Raw genomic sequence first — 20,516 nt, 5'->3', positions numbered from 1 at the left:
AACCCAGAACATGGCCACTCCCCTGAAAACCCTGATCGGGAAACTGAACCAGACCTGCCGCCAGGCCGCCGAGCGCGCCGCCAGCCTGTGCATGGCGCAAGGCCACTACGAGGTGGATCTGGAACACCTGTTCCTGGCGCTGCTGGAAAAGCCCGCCAGCGATTTCAGCATCGTGGCGCGCCGCAGCGGCATCGAGGCCTCGGTGCTGGAGGCCGACCTGAACGCCGAGATCCGCGGCTTCAAGAACGGCAATACCCGCACCCCGGTGTTTTCGCCGCACCTGCCGCGCCTGTTCGAGCATGCCTGGCTGATCGCCTCGTTGGACACGCAGACGACCCGCATCCGCTCCGGCCATCTGCTGCTGGCGCTGCTCACCGAGCCCGATCTGGCGGCGCTGGCGCGGCGCGGCTCGCGCCTGTTCGAGTCATTCCGGCTGGAAGAGCTGAAGCACGATTTCGCGGCCCTGACGGCCGGCTCGGAAGAGGCCGGCCAATCGGTGGCGCTGGGCGACGACGCCGTTCAGGGCGAGGCCGCAACGCCCGCGGCCGGGCTGTCCAAGACGCCGGCGCTGGACCAGTACACCACCAACCTGACCGAGCGCGCCCGCGAAGGCAGGATCGACCCGGTGATCGGCCGCGATGCCGAGATCCGCCAGATGATCGACATCCTGACGCGGCGGCGCCAGAACAACCCCATCCTGACCGGCGAGGCCGGCGTCGGCAAGACCGCGGTGGTCGAAGGCCTGGCGCTGCGCATCGTGGCCGGCGACGTGCCGCCGGCGCTGGCCGGCGTGGCGCTGCGCACGCTGGACATGGGCCTGCTGCAGGCCGGCGCCAGCGTCAAGGGCGAGTTCGAGAACCGCCTGAAAAGCGTGATCGACGAGGTCAAGCAAAGCCCCACGCCCATCATCCTGTTCATCGACGAAGCCCACACCATGATCGGCGCGGGCGGGCAGGCCGGCCAGAACGATGCCGCCAACCTGCTCAAGCCGGCGCTGGCGCGCGGCGAACTGCGCACCATCGCCGCCACCACCTGGAGCGAATACAAGAAGTACTTCGAGAAGGACGCCGCGCTGGCGCGGCGCTTCCAGGTGGTCAAGGTGGAAGAACCCAGCGAGACGCTGGCCGCCAGCATGCTGCGCGGCATGGCGCCATTGATGGAAAGCCATTTCGGCGTGCGCATCCTGGACGAAGCCATCGTCGCCGCCGCCCGCCTGTCGCACCGCTACATCAGTGGCCGCCAGCTGCCGGACAAGGCCGTCGGCGTGCTGGACACCGCCTGCGCCCGGGTGGCGCTGGGCCGCAGCGCCACGCCGGCCCTGATCGACGACGCCCGCCACCGCCTGGCGCGCCAGGAAACCGAGCGCGCCGCCCTGCGCCGCGAGGCCGCCGCCGGCGCCGCGCAATCGGCGCGCCTGCGCGAACTGGACGAGGAGATGGCCGCCACCCGCCAGCAGCTGGCCGACGCCGAGGCGCGCCTGGCCCAGGAAAGCGAGCTGGTGCGGCAGATCCACGCGCTGCGCGAAGAGCTGGAAGCCGCAGGCCAGGAACCCGAGCCCGAAACCACCGGCAAGCGCCGCGCCGGCAAGGCCGCCGAGCCGACGCCCGCCCAGGCGCAACTGGCCGAGCTTCAGCAGCAACTGCGCGCCCTGCAGGGCGAAGCGCCGCTGGTGCCGGCCTATGTGGATGCGCAGGTGATCGCCGAGATCGTCTCGGCCTGGACCGGCATCCCGCTGGGCCGCATGGTCAACGACGAAATCCGCACCGTGCTGGAACTGCAGCCGCTGCTGGCCGAACGCGTGATCGGCCAGGACCACGCGTTGCACGCCATCGCCCAGCGCGTGCGCACCGCGCGCGCCGGCCTGGAAGACCCGAACAAGCCCAAGGGCGTGTTCCTGTTCGTCGGCCCCTCCGGCGTGGGCAAGACCGAGACCGCGCTGGCGGTGGCCGACATCCTGTACGGCGGCGAGCGCAAGCTGGTCACCATCAACATGAGCGAATACCAGGAGGCCCACAGCGTCTCGGGCCTGAAAGGCTCGCCGCCCGGCTACGTCGGCTACGGCGAAGGCGGCGTGCTGACCGAAGCCGTGCGGCGCCAGCCCTACAGCGTGGTGCTGCTGGACGAGATCGAGAAGGCCCATCCCGACGTGCTGGAATTGTTCTTCCAGGTGTTCGACAAGGGCGTGATGGACGATGCCGAAGGGCGCGAGATCGACTTCCGCAACACGCTCATCATCCTGACCTCCAATGTCGGCTCGTCGACCATCATGCAGGCCTGCCTGAACAAGTCCGCCGAGGAACGGCCGGATCCGGACGCCTTGCAGGAACTGCTGGCGCCGCAGCTGTACAAGGCTTTCAAGCCCGCCTTCCTGGGCCGCATGAAGACCATCGCCTACTACCCGGTGGATGACGACGCCCTGGCGCGCATCATTGGCCTGAAGCTGGCCCGCATCGCCGAGCGGGTGCAGGCCAACCACCGCGCCGTGTTCGATTGGGACGACGCGCTGGTCGAGGCCGTGCTGGCGCGCTGCACCGAGGTGGACACGGGCGCGCGCAACGTCGACCACATCCTGAACGGCACGCTGCTGCCGCAGATCGCCGAACAGGTGCTGGGCCGCATGGCGCAGGGCGAGGCGATCGCGCGCATCCGCGTCACGGCCGGCAAGAACGGCGACTTCCGCTACCGCCTGACCTGAGCCAGGAGCCGCGATCATGCCCCAGGATTCTTCCGGACTGTCCCGCCTGTCGACCGCCGGCATCGCGCAGGCCAACCGCCTGCTGGACCTGCGCACGCCGCTGGGCGAGAACCGCCTGGTGGCCGAGACCCTGTCGGCCACCGAACAATTGAGCGGCGGCGCCTATCGCCTGGAGATCACCGCGCTGTCCGACGACGCGCATATCCCGCTGAAGGCCCTGATGGGCCAGCCCGTCACCCTGCGCCTGCAGACCGCGCTGGACCGCGAGCAGCCGCGCCTGTGGCACGGCCACGCCACGGCGGTGCGTTTCCTGGGCGCCAATGGCGGCCTGGCGCGCTATGGGCTGACCGTGGAGCCGTGGCTGGCGTTCCTGCGGGCGCGGCGCGACAGCTTCGCCTACCAGGACAAGACGGTGATCGACATCGTCGACAGCATCTTCGGCGACTACAAGGGCCAGGGGGCGCTGGCGCCGCAATGGCGCTGGGAAGTGAAGGATCGCGCCGCCTACGCCAAGCGCAGCCTGGCCATCCAGTACCGCGAAACCGACTACGCCTTCGTCGAGCGCCTGCTGGCCGAAGAGGGCCTGTTCTACTGGGTCGAGCACGCCGACGACGGCCATACCCTGGTCATCGCCGACCACAACGGCGCCTTCAAGCCCGGCCCGCAGGCCAGCGTGCGTTTCGCGCGCGCCGACGTCACCGAAACCGAAGACAGCATCCAGCGCTGGAGTCCGCGCCAGCGCTGGCAGACCAACGCCGTGCGCATGGCCAGCTGGGACTACCGCAGCGCCCAGGCGCGGCCGGTCTCGGCGCAGGCGGACGCCGGCAAGCTGGCCAACGCGATCGAGCTGGTCAGCGACGACTATCCCGGCCAGTACGCCTACGAGGACAGCGCCCAGGGCGAGCGGCTGGCGCACAATGCGCTGGCCGCGTTGCGCGTGCGCCAGCAGAGCATCGAAGGCGCGGGCACCGTGCGCACGCTGGCGCCGGGGCAGCGTTTCGAGCTGACCGGCCACTACCAGCAGGGCGGCGCGTCCGCCTTCGTGGTGATCGCCATCACGCACCAGGCCCGCAACAACTTCGACGCCGACCTCGGCCGTGCCGTGAGCGAGGCGTTGGGGGGCGGCGACAGCGACGACGCCGATTTCTATCGCAACGCCTTCACCTGCATCGGCAGCGACACCGAATTCCGCCCCGCGACGCAGGATGGCCATGGCGTGCGCCTGCACCCCCGTCCCACTGTGTTCGGCGCGCAGACCGCCCTGGTGATCGGCGCCGAGGAACCGGTGCACACCGACCGCGATCACCGCATCAAGGTGCAGTTCCATTGGCAGCGCGGCAAGGCCTCCAGCAGCCGGATGGCGCATCCTTCGGGGGAAGAGAACGCGCCCGCCAAGGATGAACTGGGCACCTGGGTGCGCGTGGCCGAGCCCGTCGCCGGCGGCGACTGGGGCGGCCATTTCGTGCCGCGCGTGGGCCAGGAGGTGCTGGTGGAATTCCTGCATGGCGACATCGACCGGCCGGTGGTGGTGGGCGCGCTCTACAACGGCGAGGGCGCCGAGGATGCCTCGCACAACAAGGTGCAGGCGGGCGGCGCCAACGCCACTGGCAATGCGCCGGCCTGGTTCGCCGGCGCCAACGAGGGCCACGCCCACAACGCGGTGATGTCCGGCTTCAAGACCCAGGCCCTGGCCAGCAGCGGCGCCGGCACCGGCGGCTACAACCAGCTGGTGCAGGACGACACGCCGGGCCAGTCGCGCCTGACCGCCTCGACCACCCAGGCCGATGCGCGCCTGAACCTGGGCCACGTCAAGCAGCAGCGCGACAACGAGCGGCTGCAGGACCTGGGCCATGGCGCCGAGCTGTCGACCAAGGAGGCCGTGGCGCTGCGCGGCGGCTCGGGGCTGCTGCTGAGCGCCGACCTGCGCGAGAACGCCGAAGGGCCGCTGCTCGACAGTGCCGAGGCATCCAAGCAGATCGAGGCCGCGCTGGAAGCGGCCAGGGAACTGGCCGACGTCGCGGTCAGGCAGAAGGCCATCCTGGACGGCGACCCGCAAGCGCTGCCGGCGCAAGAGGGCCTGCAACACATCCTGGAAGTGGTCGAGGCCACCCAGGACGATCCCAATCCCCAGGGCGCCGCCGTCAAGGTGGCGGCCTACAGCGAACCGCACATACAGGTCAGCGCGCCCAGCGGCATCGGCCAGTACACGCCGGCCAATGCCTTCCTGGTGGCCGGCGCCACCTTCGCGCAGATCGCGCCGGACGTGAACTGGGCCAGCAGCGCGCACCTGGCGGTGGGCGTGGCGGGCGGCGCCTTGCTGTTCACGGCCGGCCACGCGGCCGGCGGCGGCCGGCCGGTCAAGGACGCGGGCCTGCGCCTGCATGCGGCCGGGGGCAAGCTGCGCCTGCACAGCCAGGACGCCAGGATGACCCTGAGCGCCGAAAAAGCCGTGACCTTCGCCTCCGCCGGCGCCAACGTGCTGGTCGAGGGCAAGCAGCGCGTGCTGGCCACGGCCGCCGGCGCCTATCTGCGGCTGGAGGGCGGCGGCATCCAGCTGCATGCGCCGGGCAAGGTCGAGTTGAAGGCCGGCGCGCACAGCTGGGTAGGGCCGCAGACGGCCAGCGGCAACCTGGCCCCGCCCTCGGGTGAATTCAAGGATTGCCCGAGCAAGGTCAACAGCGCCGCGGCGGGAGGGTCGGCCTTTGTTTGACGGCGACTTTCCGCGCGACGCGGACCGGGCCGCCGTCTCGCGGCTCTACCAACAACTGCTGGCTGCTGCCTCGGGCCTGCCGCAAGACCGGCTGTACGTTCTGGTCGACCCCACCATCGAGGATCCGCTGGCCCATGCCAGGCGCCGGGGGCAGGCCGTCGCGTTGCCCCTGGATCGCAGCCGCTTCCTGGCCGAACATTGCCCCTACCTGCTCGAACTGGGCGAGTTCGGCCGCGACGACGCGATCGAACTGGCCGTCGAAGCGGCGTGCGCGGCCGCCGGCCCCGGCCGGACGCAGCGGCCGATCTGCGGCTGGATCGCCAGCCCCGTGGCGCCCGCCGCGCTGGCCCGGCATCTGGCGCGCATGGCGCGCTGCCTGGTGCCGGACCGCGCCGACCCCGTGACGCTGCGTCATTGGGACCCGCGCGTGGCCGAGGTATTGGCCGAAGTGCTGTCCGAAGACCAGATGGCCCAATGGCTGGCGCCGGTCCGGGCCTGCTGGCGGCCGGGCCGCGCCGCCGGCGAGCTGGCGCTCCAGTATGAACGGTCGGCGGCCGCTGGCGCGCCGCAGGCCGGTCCGGCGGCGCCGCTGGTGCTCGATCGCGCGCAATGCGCCGTGCTCGAACGCGCCGGCTGGGTCAACCAGGCGCTCGACGCCCTGGCCGAGGCCGGCCACGACATGGGCGGGTCCCGCCTGCGCGCGCGCGCCGACCGGCTGGTGGCGCGCGCCCAGGCGCGCTGGGGGCTGGAGACGGACACCGACATCGTCGACTACGCCTTGCACGGCCTGCTGGTGCACCCGCATTTCGACCAGCACCCCGACATCCGCCACGCCATGGCGACCATGCAGGCCAATGGCATCGCGGCGGTGGCGGCCTTGAACGACATCACGCAAGAACAATGGAACCGCGTGCGGCAATGGACCGGCGCGGCATCCGAATCGGAGCAGACAGAGGTGAGGGATGGCCGAGCTTTCTAACGCGCGCCGCGCCGCCGCGGCGAATACCTGCGGCGAAACCAAGGGCAAGTGCATCAACTGCGACAAGCAGGGCGGCGTGGCGATCATGCCGCTGGTGCCGGCGCCGTTGCCGCGCCCCATGGTGCGCGAAGCCTGGGCCAATAGCGAGCATGGCGGCGCCAGCAATACGCAATGGGAGATTCCCGCCCATCGCATGTACAGCACCTGGCTGGAAAAAAAGCTGAACGCGCACGCCAAGGTGCGGCTGTTCGATCCGCGCTTCGACCCCGCCGGGCTGCCGGTGGAAACCTATTTCGTGCGCGTGCCCGCCGCCGGCTACCTGTACGTGCTCAAGCAGGACAAGACCTGGGACGGCTACCTGCTCGACAAGAAGGGCTACTACCGCAAGATCCCGGTCGCCAAGATGCCGGAAGACGCCGAGACCACCAAGCCGCTGTCCGAGGCCTGCTCGTCGGAGGGGCACAACAACACCGCCACGCAGTTCATCACCATCGATCACGTGCGCAGCCCCAAGGTCTGGATCGCCTACAGCCGCTACGTCTGGGACAGGGAGACCCGCAAGGATTACGAAGACGACAAGGACGGCTGCCGCACGGCCCGCATGACCGAACTGAACGTCAAGGACATTGCCGACGGCAAGGTGGGGCCGGGCAGCACCGCGCCCAACACCTGCAAGCTGACCATGCCCGACATCACGGAGATCGTCGCCGACTACGCGCCGGCGGACGTGCAGCGCTGCCTGAACGCGGGGCTGCACAACCCGCTGCAGCTGCGCGCCGAGCCGGAACCGCAGTTGCTGACCGCATCCATGTGGGGGGTGAATTCGAAGCTGCCAGCGTTGCAGTGGGGGGTGGGACTGGTGCTGCCCGATCCGGTGGGGATCGTGCAGGAACTGAATCTGCGGCGCAATATCGCGGCCGCGCGGGCGTCGGTGCTTGAAGGAGCGCTCGATCCGGAGCGCGCCCGCAAACGTGTCATCGCCGATATCATCCAAGGCATGTGCCTGAGCGCGAAGGCCAATCCAGGGCCGTTCTGGGCGGCCAATTATGGGCCGGAGCGCTACGAACGGAACATAGACACCGGGGCATGGAAGGCGGCGCTTGCGGACAGTGAAGGCAAGACGTCCTTGATGTCGCAGATCGAGAACTTGAGCTCGCTATTCACGACCTGGATCAAATGCCAGGGCTGGAAACAACAGCAGCGCTCCGATTTCTGTGACCGGGATGATGCGGCTGGGGTGCGGCGCGAACATATGGCGGCGTCTTGCGTTGCCGGCTCGGGCCAGACCGAAAGGGAACGCGTGGAGGTCTGGGCGGAACTCTGGAAGCTGTCGGTCGATGATCCGGACAACTGGTTCTATCGAAGCTTGTCCGCGGGCAATTCGGATCTCTACAAGCTGCTGGCGGACACGGGTTCGGTCGACGAAGCCGGTTCGATCATCAGGGCTGCCTATGCGATGGTGACTCCGTATATGGAAGGCGGCGCATTGAAGATCGATAATCTGCGCGAAGCCTTGAGAGCCAAGCGGCGCTATAACGAGGCCACCGCCACGCTGGTGGATACCGTGACGGGGCAGTTGGTCAAGCTGATGATCAATGATCCCAAGACGTACAACCGGCTCATGCGCGGCATCGCGATGACGCTGGTCACGCGTGACGACTTGCTGGTCTCACCGGCGGTGCTGAAGGGGCCGTTGGCGGAGATCAAGAATCTGCTGGAAGAAGCCGCGACCAAGCCGATAGAAGGTCGCGCGCCGATACGTGTGGGCGGCGCCTTGCCCGCTGGCAGAAGCTATCTGGCGCAGGAAGGCAACCTGGGCCAGCGCGGCCTGAGCCTGTCGGAAACAATGGGGCGCGGCGTGTATCTGGATTTGCCCGAGGACAGAATGACGATCTCTGCCGTGGTCGCATTCACCTTCAAGAAGCTTGCCCAGGGGGAAAAGCTCAGCCGCTCCCTTGCGGGAGGCACGCCCCTGCAGGAAATCGAATTACCGTTGCGGGAACAGGCCCGGGTGAACCCCTATCTGAACGGCCGTGTTGCATTGACGGGGAACCTTGCGTCCACCGCCCTGGGCTCGGGGATCATGTTCTTCCAGGCGCAAGGCGCCATCAACGCGTTGGCGGCGACGCTCAAGGAAGGCGCCTCGATAGAGGACAGAATGACGAGCGGCGCGGGCGCGACGGCAAACATCGTTGCCACGGTCAGCATCGGTTTCGATTTGGCTTCCTCTATCGGCGCGCTGGTTTCCAAGGAGGTTTCGCTGAAACTGATGCGGCAGGGCGCCAAGCTCGGTTTGGCGGCCGGCATTCTGGATGGCTTGGCGACCGCCTATGGGGCATACCGCAAGCGTCAAGCGGGCAACAATACGTCGGCGTATTGGAGTACGGCCTCGGCGCTGGCGACCGTGATATCGGGGGCGGCAGGCTATGGGGCGACGATGGCGGTGGCTGGCGGAGGTTCCGCCTTTGCGGTCCTGGGGCTGTCGCTGGGACCGGTCGGCTGGACCTTGCTGACGATCGCTGCGCTGGGAGTCGCTATATGGACCGCGGTGAACGCGGCGGGAACCGACGATACCAGTCGTTTGCCCGTGGAGTATTGGCTTGATAATGGCGTGTTCGGCAAGCGTGCGCAGCTTGGCAACACCGACAACAACCCCTTCGCCACCAAGGCAAGCGCCGGCAAGCGCGGGGCGCCGGCCATTCCGTTCGCCAATCTGAATGACGAACTTCAGGCGCTGGAACGCATTATCCTGGTGGCCAGTGGTTACTTGATGAAGGGCGCGGTGGGGAACGGGTATTTCCACGCCCATTACAACGTTACGGTCCCGCTATATTCTGATGACACGCGGGTCACGATCGAATTCTATAGGAACGATCGGGACGGAAAGAAGGTCTTCCGCACCATGAGCGCCGGGAAGAACGCGACGTTGCCTGCGGTACAAAGCGGATCCTCTCTTGTTCCTGCCCCGGGGTTCAGGAACGAGCAAATGACCATTGACCCAATCAGCAAAAGCGCCAAATTGACAGGCTCTTTTCAGGTGTTTCTGGGCTTGCGTGGATTCTATTGCATGAAGGTCCATTATTGGCCGAATGAAACCCAGCGGCCCGGAATGGAGACGGGGTTTGAGTCGGGGGTCTACGTTGACAACTACTAGGAAAAAAAAACAAAAAAGAGATCTGGAGGCATTGCCGGAGCGCAGCGGCGCTTGGGGATGGCTGTTGTCGGAACGGTCAGGCGCACAGCCGGCGGCTGACGGCATGGTTACCGAATTGACGCCTGCCTGTTTGCGCTTGACGGGACCTTTCGAGGCCTCGCGCGGCTACGTGGCATGCGTTTCGTTGGCGGCCGCGGTTGGCCTGACTTTGCTGTTCCTCACCGCGCTCGTCGATCTCTACAGGGGCAGGACCACCCTGGAAACGGGGCTGGCCGTCATGATGACGGGTTATCTCGTGTGTGCCCTGGTCGGCTGGGTCTGCGCTTACCGATCCATTTTTTCGCCCATCCAGGAGACCACCCTGGTCAGCCGGCCGTTACGCCGCTTGTATGCATGGGAAAAGCGGACCGGCTGGACGACGGTCGACTTTGATCGCGCGCGGGCCTACGTGGGCAACTATCACGTGGTCACCACCACCGGGGCGGGCGCGGCTTATCCATTGCGTGTCGTCGAGATCGCGCCCGATTCGCGCCGCATCCTCAAGGGCGTGGCGCTTACCGCGCCCTTTGATCGTCCGGAAGCCGCGGCGCAGCTTTGGGAGTTCATCCGCTTGTACATGGATGCCGAACCCGCGGCATTGCCACCGGTCGCGTTGGTGCCGGATCATCGCGTCAACGCGTATGCATGGATGGACAGAGAACTGTTTCCCTATGCGATCGATCGTCACCACAGATTGGTGCGGCCGTTCGCGTTCTGGTTCTTCAGCGGCGCCTATTACCTGCCGAATTGGATGGAGTGCTGGATTCGCCGATTCGGACGCCGCCCCGCGCTGCCGGCGGAATTGGCGGCAGTGGCGGGCTGGCAAGGCGACAACCCGTATCGGATCGTCCCGCCGACGCAGGAAGAACTGCTGGCGCGGGCCGGGAATCTGCCGTCCATGAAAAGGCGCTGGCGGCTGGCGAGTATTTTCGGCTTGGCGCTCTGGGTTGCCCTGCCGCTGTTCTTCGCGGGCGTCGTGGTGTCCAACTGGTAGGCGGGTATTGACGGACGTCGGTTCCACGCCGGCGGCATGCATTCGATGAGCACAGAGCAATCGACGGGATATTCGGAATCGGTGGCAATGACGGCTGAGCGGCATGACAAGGTCAGCAAGCTGGCCGGCAAGATCGCGGGGCTGCGCCGCGTCAGGCGCTCGCGCGATTTCGTGATGGATCAATTAGGCGGTGGCGTTGGCGCGTCGGCGGTGTCGGCGGGTCTGGCGGGTCTGGCGGGAATGGGCGGCGCGGCCATTGCGATCGCTACCCTCGACAGCACGGAGAAGGCGGACTTCGTCGAATTCACGCTCGACGGGGAGTCCGTTCGAGGCTGGTTCTGGCGCTTTCCTTTTGACGAGGGCGATGACATCGAACTGGTGGCCGAGCACGATGGGCAGGTTTGGACGGCGTACGGCGCCCGCCGGCCGGCCGATGCGCTGGTGGCGGTGTATCCGCACTGTTTCGAGGGACGCCGGGCACACTACGCTTCCACGTTTTGCTTCTGGGGCATCGTGGTGGCGGCGGTGTTTCTGTTCATGATGTGCCTGGACGCGATTTTCGCAATGTTCAAGGGCACATTCAGCCTGACCGGCCAGTTGTCGGCGTACGCGATCTACCTGGCCTATGGGTTGCCGGCGTTGTTGCTGGTTTTTGGATTCCTGGCCTGGCGGGGCGGTCGCAAGACGGAGGGGTTTGCGCGAATGGCGGAGCTTATTTTTACCGGCTTTGGCTGGAAGAACGCCAGCGACATCAATTTGCGCAAGACGTCCAGGGCGCTGCGTCGCGACGGTGATGGACGCGATTACGGCACGCTTTATTTTCGCTATGGATAAAGCAAATGTGCCGGTAACACGCCTGCAGCGCCCGCTTGAGCGTGGGGCATCTGATCGATGAGGAAAACCAGAGGCAGGGCGGGCATCACCATGGTCCCGGAGAAGAGCGGGGCATGGGGATGGCTGTTGCCTGCCGGCTCGCAGCGCGCGCGCAGCCCGGAGGACTCCTCCGTGCTGTACAACGTGGTCGAAATCAATCCCGCCTGCCTGCGCCTGGTTGGTCCGACCGAGAACCTGCGGGGTCTTGGCATCGTCATGACGATCATGTTCAGCCTGATGCTGCTGCTGATCGCAACCCAGTTCATCCTGTTCTACGACACGGCGACGCGCGGCTACGGCGAGTATCTGGCGTTCGCCGGAGGCGGCACGCTGCTGGGCGTGTTCGGGCTGTGGCGCGCCTACCGCGCTGCGTTTGCGCCCATGCAGTACACCGCCATCATCAGCCGACGGCTGCGGCGCATCTACGCCTGGAGCAGAAAGGGCGGCTGGATATCGGTGGACTACGACCGGGCCGTGCCATACATCTGCAGATTCAGGCTGGTGGCGCCCACGGGCGCGTCCGCGCCGGTCTTTCCCTTGCGGCTGGCCGAGCTTGAGCCGGACTCGCGCCGCATCGCGCGCTTCATTGCGCCGATTCGGACTTTTTCGTCGCGCGAAGCCAGCGCTGGCGCCTGGCAGTTCATCCGGCGCTACATGGACGAGGATCCCAGCGCCGTTCCTCCCGTGGTCCTGGTGCCGGATCATCGCATCAATGCCTTTGCGTGGATGGATCGGGAACTGTTCACGGACGAGATCGACCGGCAGCATCACCCGGCCGGCCTGTTCGACGGCTTCACGTTCTGGATCATGGCGGGGACGTACTACTTGCCAAACTGGATGGAATATTGGACGCGCCGCTACGGCAGACGGCCGCCGCTGCCCCCCGAGTTGGCCGCCGCCCTGCAGTGGGAAGGCGAGAACCCGTACCGCATCGTGCCGCCCACGCCGGAAGAGACGCTGGCCATGCAAGGCAAACTTCCCCACATGAAAAAGCGCTGGCTGCATGCCAGCATCCTGGGGGTTCTGATGTGGGGCGTGCTGCCGTTGTCATTCGTGTTCGGGACGGTGTGGACATGGATATCATCATTAAATTAAATCCGGGTAATATTGACGAATAATTTAATCCGGGTAAAAATTGCGTCCTTCTCCAACCCGAAGGATGCAAGGCATGACCCGATTCGACCTGAACACCGGCGCCACCGCGCCGCTTGCCGATGAAATCGACCTGACCGACCTGCCGGTGACGGGCACGTTGCCGCCCGAGCTGGACGGCGCGCTGGTGCGCAACGGTCCCAACCCCCTGCGCGGCCGTTTCGAGGGCAACGACGTGCTGTCCTGGTGGCCGCAGCCGGCGATGCTGCACGCCATCACCTTGCGCGACGGCCGCGCCACGGGCTACCGCAACCGCTGGGCCCGCACCCGCCTGTGGGCGCGCGAATACGCGCCCGCGCTGGCCGCCGACCTGCCCGACACCAATCCCAACGTCAACGTGCTGCGCCATGCCGGCGAAACCCTGGCGTTGGCCGAAGGCGGCGCGCCGCTGGCGATGACGGCGGGGCTGGATTTCCTGGGCGCCAGCGGCCGCCATCCCGGCCTGGCGGGCGGCATGACCGCGCACCCCAAGATCGATCCCGCGACCGGCGAGTTGATGAGCTTTCGCGCCCGCTGGGAGCGGCCCTGGCTGCGCTATGGCGTGGCGGATGCCCACGGCCGGCCGCTGCTGGACCAGCTGATCGAGGTGCCCGGGCCGTCGATGATGCACGACATGGCCATCACCGCCCGCCACAGCATCCTACTGGACCTGAACGTGGCCTACGACTTCTCGATGCTGTCACGCGGCTACCGCATGCCGCTGCGCTGGCACGACGAGCGGCGATCGCGGCTGGGCGTGATCCCGCGCCATGGCGGGCCGGTACGCTGGTTCGAGGTGGCGCCGTGTTTCATCCAGCACGTGGTCAACGCCTACGAGGCCGATGACGCCACGCTGGTGCTGGACGTGGTGCGCTATCCGGAGTACCTGCGGCTGTCGCGTGACGGCGCGGGCTTCGAGGACAGCCCGTTGGGGGTGCTGTGGCGCTACGTCGTCGACCTGGCCGGCGGCGGCGTCAGCGAGCGCCAGCTGGACGACGCCGGCATCGAACTGCCGCGCATCAACGATGGCCGCACCGGCCACGCCTACCGCTATGCCTACGCCGTGCATCAACCCAACAATCGCGAGATGCGCGGGGTGGTGCGCTACGACCTGGAGACCGGCGCGCGGCAGCGGTACGAGGTGCCGCCGGGCGACCAGAACAGCGAACCCGTGTTCGTGCCGCGCCCCGGCGCGCAGTCGGAGGACGACGGCTGGGTGCTGGTGTGCGTCTATCGACAGGAGGGCGACCGTAGCGACGTGGTGGTGCTCGATGCCCGCGACCTGACGGCCGGACCGCTGGCCACGGTGCGCCTGCCGCGGCGGATACCGGCGGGTTTCCATGGCGCCTGGCTGCCACGCGAGGCGGGCTGAAGGCGAGGGCGGCGCGGGGGCGGTCCGCGCCGGGAGGCCGCTTGAAGGCGCGCGCCGGCGGGGCATTGGGCCGGCATGGCCAGCGTTGCCTGTCGCGGTTGCGGGCGGGAGGTGTCCTAGCGGCCCTTGGCGCGCGCGCCTTTCCTGGCGGGCGCGCGCGACGTCTCCTTGGCCGGCGGCGCGGCGGCCGCCGTTACCTGTTCCATCCAGGCCAGCGCCTCGGTGTAGGTCACGAACTGCTGCAGATAGCCCGGCGACAGCTCGCGCATCAGCGACAGGGCGCGGTGCACCAGTTGATTGGAATTGAGCGGGCCGGCGTTCTTGTGCACCTGCTCCTGCGACTGGCGCACTTGGCGGTCGGCGCTCAGGCCGGACCAGATCTCGCGCAGCCCGTCCAGCACCGGCATGTCCGGATAAGCGTCGCGGCGCGCCTGCGCGGCGATGGCGTCGGGATCTTCGCCGGGGGCGCCAGGGTAGGCGAGATACGCCGCCAGCTCGGCCAGCGGTCCGCGCGCGGGCTTGGGAACCGCCATGGCCGGCGCGGGGCTGGCGTCGGGCGTAGCGGCATCGTCCAGCCCTTCGGCGGCGGTGTTGGCCGCGCTGGCCGCGGCGATGCGCGCCGCATACGCCTGCAGCAACTGCGCCAGTCGCTCGTCCAGCCGGGCGCGGGCGGCGCCGGCGTGGGCGGCCGCGCGCCGGGCCAGCGCCTCGATGAAGTGGAAACCGACCGGATCGAGCCGGTCGTCGCCGCGCTCGCGCCAGGCCTGCAAGATGGCGGACGTGGCCTCGGCGGACGTGGCGTCGGGCGCGGCATCCGCGCCGGCCGTCAGCGCCAGGCCCAGGCCGCCATCACTGGCCACGCGCGGCCTCCGTGCCGTTGGACGGCTTGGGAAGGGGCATGATCTCGACCCGGCGATTCTTCGCGCGGCCTTCTTCGTCGGCGTTCGAGGCCACCGGCTGCTCGGCGCCGAAGGCGGCGGCGAACACCAGGGACGACGGCACGCCTTCGTCGATCAGGGCGCGGGTGACGGTCAGCGCGCGCTGCGCCGACAGGTCCCAGTTGTCGGCAAAGCGCCGGTTGCCTTCGCGCACCTGCTGGTCGTCGGTGAAACCGCTGACCATCAGGATCTCGTCATTGGCCTTCAGGTAGGCCGACAGCGGTTCGATCAGGCTTTTCAGCACCTCGCGGCCTTCCGGCTGCAACTGGTCGGAATTGAGCGCGAACAGCACGCTGCCGCTGATGCCGATGCGGCCGTTGATGAGCGTCACGCGGCCGGCCGCCAGCGGCGCGGCCAGGGCATGCTCCAGCGTCTGGCGGCGCTGGGTCTCTTCCTGGCGCTGCTTGACCTCCTGTTCCAGCTGGGTCGACAGCTCCAGCTGCACGGCCACCACGCTCACCAGGATCAGCACGAAGGCGCCCAGCAGCACCGACATCAGGTCGCCGAAGACGGCCCAGGCCGGCACCGCGGGTTCCACGCCGCCGTCGATGTCCTCGCCCGCGCTCATGCCGCCTGCGCTCCGGCGGTGGCGGCGCGCTGGCTGGCCAGCTCGCGCAGGTTCTCGACGATCTGCTTCTGCGACATGGTGCTCAGGTCGACCACTTCACGCGCCTGCGCCACGTAGTAGGCCAGCTGTTCGTCGCCACGGGCGATGGACTTGTCCAGCGCCGCCTCGATGCGTTCCAGGTGCGCCACCAGCTTGTCGTTGGACTCGCCGAACAGGCGCACCGCGGCGCCGAAGGCTTCGCCCAGGCTGGCCACTTCGGCCGCGCCGCTGGTCACTTGCGCGGCCACGTCGTCCAGGCGGGCGGTCTCGGATTCGACCTGCTCAGTGAATTGCGCGCCGACCCGGTCCAGCAGGTCCGACGACGACGACACCAGCGCATCGACCGCGCTGCGCTGTTCGCTGGAGGCGTGGTTGACCGCGTCCAGCAGCGTCGCCAGCGTGTCCAGCAGGCGGTTGCGTTCTTCCAGCATGGCGTTGTCGTAGGCCAGGCTGTCCGACAGTTTCTGGCGCAGTTCGCCAATGACTTCGGCGGCCGCGCGCGGCGCTTCGGAGGCGGCCTGCACCAGCTGGCCGATCTCGGCGATGGTGCCGCTGGCGTGGGCTTCGGTCTGGGTGGCGATGTCCTGCGCGGTCCGGGCCAGGGTGGCGCAGATCTCCTGCTGCAGGGCGGCGCTGCGGGCGCCGGCCTGTTCCCATTCCTGGCGCAGCGCCTCGGCCATGCGGCCCAGCTCGCCGGTCCAGGCGGCCAGGCGTTCCTGGTCGCGCGCGGCCAGTTCGGCCTGCAGGCCGGCCTGCGACTGGCCCAGGGTCTGCAGCAGCGATGCCGAATGCTGCTCGAAGGCGGACGCCGCCGTGGTCAGGGCCTGCTGGTTGTCGCTGGCCAGTTTCTCGTTGGCCAGTTCCTGGCGCACCTGCGCCTCGGTCCAGGCCTGGGTCACGCCGCCGGCCGCCGTTTCCAGGCGGGTCGACAGGTTCTCCAAGAGCGCGGCCTGCGCCTGGGTCTGGGCGGTCAGGTCGTGCGCGGTGCGGGCCAGCAACTGTTCCAGTTCCTGGTGGCGGGCGGCGGTCTGCTCGCCGGCCTGGCGCCATTGGCGGCCCAGTTCGGCGGCCATGTCGCCCAGCGAGGCGTGCCAGGCGGCCAGGCGCGCTTCGTCGCGCGAGGCCAGGGCGGCCTGCAGGTCGGCATGCGACTGGTCCAGCGTGCGCAGCAGCGACGCGGAATGCTGTTCGAAGGCGGCGGCGGCGGTGGCCAGGGCCTGTTGCGTGTCGCCGGCCAGCTTCTCGCTGGTCAGCTCCTGGCGCACCTGCGCCTCGGTCCAGGCCTGGGTCACGCCGGTGGCGGCCGATTCGATGCGGGCGGCCACGGTGTCCAGCAGCGCGGCCTGCGCTTCAGAGCGGCTCGCCAGGTCCTGCGCGGTCCGCGCCAGCGTCTGGCTGACTTCCTGCTGGCGGGCGGCGGCTTGCGCGCCGGCCTGTTCCCACTCGCGGCCGAGCTTGTCGGTCAGGGCGCCGAGGGTGCCGGCCCAGGCGGCCAGGCGCTGCTCGTCGCGCGAGGCCAGGGCGGCCTGCAGGTCGGCGTGCGACTGGTCCAGCGTGCGCAGCAGCGTCGAGGCGTGCTGCTCGAAGGTGGCGGCGGCGGCGGCCAGGGCTTCGCGGTTGTCGCCGGCCAGCTTGTCGCTGACCTGCGACTGGCGCTCCAGCGCCTCATGCCATTGGGCCGAGACGTTGCCGGCGGCGCTTTCCAGGCGCGCCGAGACGTTCTCCAGCAGGCCGGCCTGGGTCTGCGCGTGTTCGGTCAGCTCCTGCGCGCTGCGGGCCAGGGCCTGGTTGATTTCCAGCTGGCGCTCGGCGGCCTGCGCGCCGGCCTGCTGCCATTCCTGGCGCAGCGTGGCCGACAGGGCGCCCAGGGTTTCGGTCCACGCGGCCAGGCGTTGCTGGTCGCGCGAGGCCAGTTCGGATTGCAGGGCGGTGTGCGACTGGTTCAGGGTGCGCAGCAGCGACGCCGAATGCTGCTCGAAGCTGGCGGCGGCGGCCGTCAGCGCCTGCAGGTTGTCGCCGGCCAGTTTCTCGCTGGCGCGCTCCTGGCGGCTCAGCGCCACGTTCCAGGCCTCGGACACGCTGTCCAGCAGGGCGGCCGAGCGCTGTTCGAAGGTCTGGGCGAAGCGGTCCAGCGAATCGCGCAGGTCCTGCGCCAGGGTTTCGCTGGCGCGCTGCTGCCCGGCCAGCGCCTGGTTCCAGATGCCGGCCACGTTGCTGGTGGCGGCCTGCAGGCCGGCGGTCATGCCGTCCAGCTGCCGTTGCACCGCCTGGGTCACGCTTTCGTGCAGCGAGGCGGTTTCGCGCGACAGGCCGGCCATGGTGGCCTCGACCGCGGGCTGCAGCGCCGCGCCGGCCGAGCGGGCGCTTTCGGCCACGCTTTCCTTCATCGATTGTTCCATCACGGCGGCCAGGCGCGCGTAGGCCGCCTCGGCCTTGCCCTGGAATGCGTCCTGGCTGGCGAGTTGGCGCTCGTTCAGCGTGTGGTTCTGCTGTTCCAGGTTGCGCATCATGGCGTCCAGGCGGTCGACCAGCGCCGGCATGGCCTCGGCCTGCCGTTGCAGCACTTCGGCCTGGCGTTGCAGCAGCTTGAAGCTCTCTTCGCGCTGGTGGCCCTGGGTGTACAGACGCAGCGTGGTCGCGGCCTTGGCGTCGAGCAGTTGCGCCGCCTGGATGCGGTCGCGCCGGCACAGCGCGGCCAGCAGGCCCAGCATGGCGGACGTGGCGACGCCGGCGATCGAGGTGCCGAAGGCGAAGCCCAGGCCCTTGACCGGCGCGGCCAGCGAGGCGCGGATGGCGGCCAGGTCGGTGGCGCTTTCCAGGGCGGTGCCGGTGCCGCGCAGCGTCACCACCATGCCCAGGAAGGTGCCCAGCATGCCCAGCAGCACCAGCAGGCCGACCAGGTAGGGCGCCAGCGCCGGGCCGGGCAGGCCCACGCGCTCGCCCTCGACGCGCAGCCGCACCGCGTTGCGCAGCCCGGCCGGCAGTTGCTCGAGCCAGCCGCCCAGGCTGGCGGGGGCTTCCGACAGGTTGCCGACCGCGCGTCTCAAGGACGAGGTGGCCTGTTGGTAGCGCAGCAATTCAAGCGCCCCGGCCAGGTAGCAGGCGCAGATCAGCAGGGTGACGGCCAGCGCCAGCGGGTTGGTGCCCGCATAGCCCGCGCCGATCCAGCCGGCCACGGCCAGGCCGCTGAGGAAAACAACGATATTGATCAGATACTTGGACATAGTGTCCCGGTTAGCTGGCGCGAAGGGCGGCAAGCAGCCCCTCCACCGGTTGTAAACGAATATCCAGTTCGGCCAGCAGCACGCTACGCATATCCTTGCGGAACGTCTCCAGCCACGCGCCCGGCGTGGGCGCGGGTAAAGCGGGTTGCGGCGCCGCCACCGCGGCCTGCGCGGGCGCGGCGGCGCCGGTGGGGGCGTCATCAGGCGCGCTGTCCCCCGGCGCGGCTTGCGCCGCGGCATCGGCCCGCGGCTCGTCCCCGCTTCCGGCCTGGGCCTCGGCGTGCGCCTGCGCCTCGGCTTGCGCTTGCGCCGCCGCCTCCAGCGCGGCTTGTTCGGCCTGCCGCAGCCGGTCGAAATGTCCTTGCAACAGTTTCGGAATCGCGCCCAGCAGCGTCCGCTCGCGCGGCAGCAGGGCGCGGTCCATGATGGCGTCCACCACCGCCAGCCGCGTCATCTCGGGCGTCTTGGCCGCGACCATGCCGCGCAGGCGGCTGCGCAGGTTGCCGATGCTGGTCTCCATCGTGTGCTGCAACGACAGATAGCGCTGACGAAAATTCGAGTAATCGGCGTCGTCGGCCTGCAGCGCCGCCACCTTGGCGGGCACCTGCCCCGGCAGCAGCCGCTTGGCGGCCGTGGCCGCGGTGTCGCTGGCGATGGCATCGGCCAGCGTAGTGCGCACGCGCTCGCACTCGCGCTCCTCGGCGCTGCCGAACGCGCGCGCGCCGGGCGCGATCGCCGGCGGGCGGTTGTTCAGGGCGGCGGACAGGGCAATCGCGTCCGTCCAGCCGAGCCATTGGCTCAGATGATCCGACAACGGTTGCCGCGATTGCGGCACGTCGACATCCGTCAGGCGAGTCAGCAAGCGAATGAGCGTCGGGCCGCTTAAACCTGTGCGCTGTGGGGCTTGCAACATACCACCAGAGTCAAAAAGGGGGGAGTTTACACGCTGGCGGGGGCTCGCTGGGTCGGAAAGCGGCCGCCGCGCTAGCGCCTGCAACAATTTGTCAGAACGGCCCGGGGGCAGGGTTCGCGGGAAACCCGCTGCGCTGGCGCCGTGATCTCGGAAGTGGACGATAAGCGCGGCAAGGAAGAACGCCCGCCGGGGATGCCGGCGGGCGTCGCGGAGTGGCGAAGATCAGGCGCCGACGCGTGGCCGGCGCACCGCGCGCACCCGGCTGCTGTTGGAGCCGCCGCCGCAATAGAGCACATCGCCGCCGTCCGATTCCAGGCCGGACACGTAGGCGCCGGGCGGCATCGCCAAGCGTTCCAGCACCTCGCCGTTGGCGGGGTCCAGCCGCCGCAGCTCGCTGGCGTCATCCTCCCAGGTGCCGTGCCACAGGCTGCCATCGACCCAGGTGACGCCGGTGACGTAGCGGTCGGACTCGATGGTGCGCAGGATGGCGCCGGTGGCGGGATCGACCTGGTGGATCTTGCGGTCCTTGTAGCGGGCGATCCAGAGCATGCCTTCGGCCCAGGTCATGCCCGAATTGCCGCCGCCTTCCGGGGCCGGCACGGTGGCCAGCACGCGCCCCGATGCCGGGTCGATTTTCTGGATGATGCTGTCGGCCAGCTGGTAGAGGTGCTTGCCATCGAAGGCGGTCCCGGCGCGGGCGATGACGTCGATCGTGCGAACCACGTCGCCGCTGGCCGGGTCCAGGGCGTGCAGCTTGTCGCCGACCGCGATCCAGATGCGGCTGCCGTCGTACGAGACGCCGTGCACGTCGGTGACGCCGGGGAACGGGCCGTATTCACGGAGGATTTCTGCGGGCTTGGTTTTCATGACGGTGTCCTCGTTCGGGG

13 protein-coding genes are annotated in these 20,516 nt (G+C 68.7%); 8 read left to right on the top strand and 5 right to left on the bottom strand.

Annotated features, from left to right (window positions below; translation table 11 throughout):
• Positions 1–10 precede the first annotated feature (10 nt).
• The 8 genes from tssH (at position 11) to AC6CR5_RS07165 (ending at position 13,947) form a co-directional block, all read left to right on the top strand.
• Positions 11–2,695, top strand: coding sequence for a type VI secretion system ATPase TssH (gene tssH / locus AC6CR5_RS07200; RefSeq protein ID WP_498085420.1), 2,685 nt, complete (start codon positions 11–13; stop codon positions 2,693–2,695).
• A gap of 16 nt (positions 2,696–2,711) precedes the next feature.
• Positions 2,712–5,405 carry a type VI secretion system Vgr family protein gene (locus AC6CR5_RS07195; protein ID WP_155873210.1) on the top strand — a complete coding sequence of 898 codons (2,694 nt, stop codon included), beginning with the start codon at positions 2,712–2,714 and terminating at the stop codon, positions 5,403–5,405.
• Complete coding sequence (locus AC6CR5_RS07190) at positions 5,398–6,384, top strand: DUF4123 domain-containing protein (RefSeq protein WP_047990995.1); 987 nt, start codon at positions 5,398–5,400, stop codon at positions 6,382–6,384. Before AC6CR5_RS07195 ends, AC6CR5_RS07190 begins: the two co-directional genes overlap by 8 nt.
• A complete protein-coding gene (locus AC6CR5_RS07185) occupies positions 6,368–9,538 on the top strand; it encodes a toxin VasX (RefSeq protein ID WP_316310721.1) in 3,171 nt (1,056 codons plus the stop codon). Before AC6CR5_RS07190 ends, AC6CR5_RS07185 begins: the two co-directional genes overlap by 17 nt.
• A gap of 103 nt (positions 9,539–9,641) precedes the next feature.
• Positions 9,642–10,571, top strand: coding sequence for a hypothetical protein (locus tag AC6CR5_RS07180; protein WP_150100546.1), 930 nt, complete (start codon positions 9,642–9,644; stop codon positions 10,569–10,571).
• A gap of 45 nt (positions 10,572–10,616) precedes the next feature.
• Positions 10,617–11,405 (top strand): putative type VI secretion system effector, encoded by a 789-nt coding sequence (locus AC6CR5_RS07175; RefSeq protein ID WP_172999447.1) that lies wholly within the window; start codon positions 10,617–10,619, stop codon positions 11,403–11,405.
• A gap of 90 nt (positions 11,406–11,495) precedes the next feature.
• Entirely contained in the window at positions 11,496–12,539 is a 1,044-nt protein-coding gene (locus tag AC6CR5_RS07170) for a hypothetical protein (protein ID WP_227739941.1), read from the top strand.
• 73 nt (positions 12,540–12,612) lie between these two features.
• Positions 12,613–13,947: a carotenoid oxygenase family protein gene (locus AC6CR5_RS07165; RefSeq protein ID WP_498085419.1), complete on the top strand. Its 1,335-nt coding sequence runs from the start codon at positions 12,613–12,615 to the stop codon at positions 13,945–13,947.
• Positions 13,948–14,063: 116 nt separating this feature from the next.
• Here the strand turns inward: AC6CR5_RS07165 and AC6CR5_RS07160 are convergent, their stop codons facing one another.
• The 5 genes from AC6CR5_RS07160 to AC6CR5_RS07140 all read right to left on the bottom strand — a co-directional run bounded on the left by AC6CR5_RS07160 (position 14,064) and on the right by AC6CR5_RS07140 (position 20,496).
• Positions 14,064–14,807, bottom strand: coding sequence for a DUF2894 domain-containing protein (locus AC6CR5_RS07160; RefSeq protein WP_498085418.1), 744 nt, complete (start codon positions 14,805–14,807; stop codon positions 14,064–14,066).
• Complete coding sequence (locus AC6CR5_RS07155; protein ID WP_006384512.1) at positions 14,797–15,453, bottom strand: OmpA family protein; 657 nt, start codon at positions 15,451–15,453, stop codon at positions 14,797–14,799. Before AC6CR5_RS07155 ends, AC6CR5_RS07160 begins: the two co-directional genes overlap by 11 nt.
• Positions 15,450–18,716, bottom strand: coding sequence for a DUF802 domain-containing protein (locus AC6CR5_RS07150; RefSeq protein ID WP_498085417.1), 3,267 nt, complete (start codon positions 18,714–18,716; stop codon positions 15,450–15,452). Before AC6CR5_RS07150 ends, AC6CR5_RS07155 begins: the two co-directional genes overlap by 4 nt.
• 10 nt (positions 18,717–18,726) lie before the next feature.
• Positions 18,727–19,629: a DUF3348 domain-containing protein gene (locus AC6CR5_RS07145; protein WP_045953184.1), complete on the bottom strand. Its 903-nt coding sequence runs from the start codon at positions 19,627–19,629 to the stop codon at positions 18,727–18,729.
• Between the two features lie 222 nt (positions 19,630–19,851).
• Entirely contained in the window at positions 19,852–20,496 is a 645-nt protein-coding gene (locus tag AC6CR5_RS07140; RefSeq protein WP_498085416.1) for a Vgb family protein, read from the bottom strand.
• Positions 20,497–20,516: the final 20 nt, after the last annotated feature.

It is taken from the genome of Achromobacter sp. EG18 (assembly GCF_059759395.1).
Note: the sequence above shows the minus strand (reverse complement) of the source record. Positions and strands in the feature narration are given on the sequence as shown.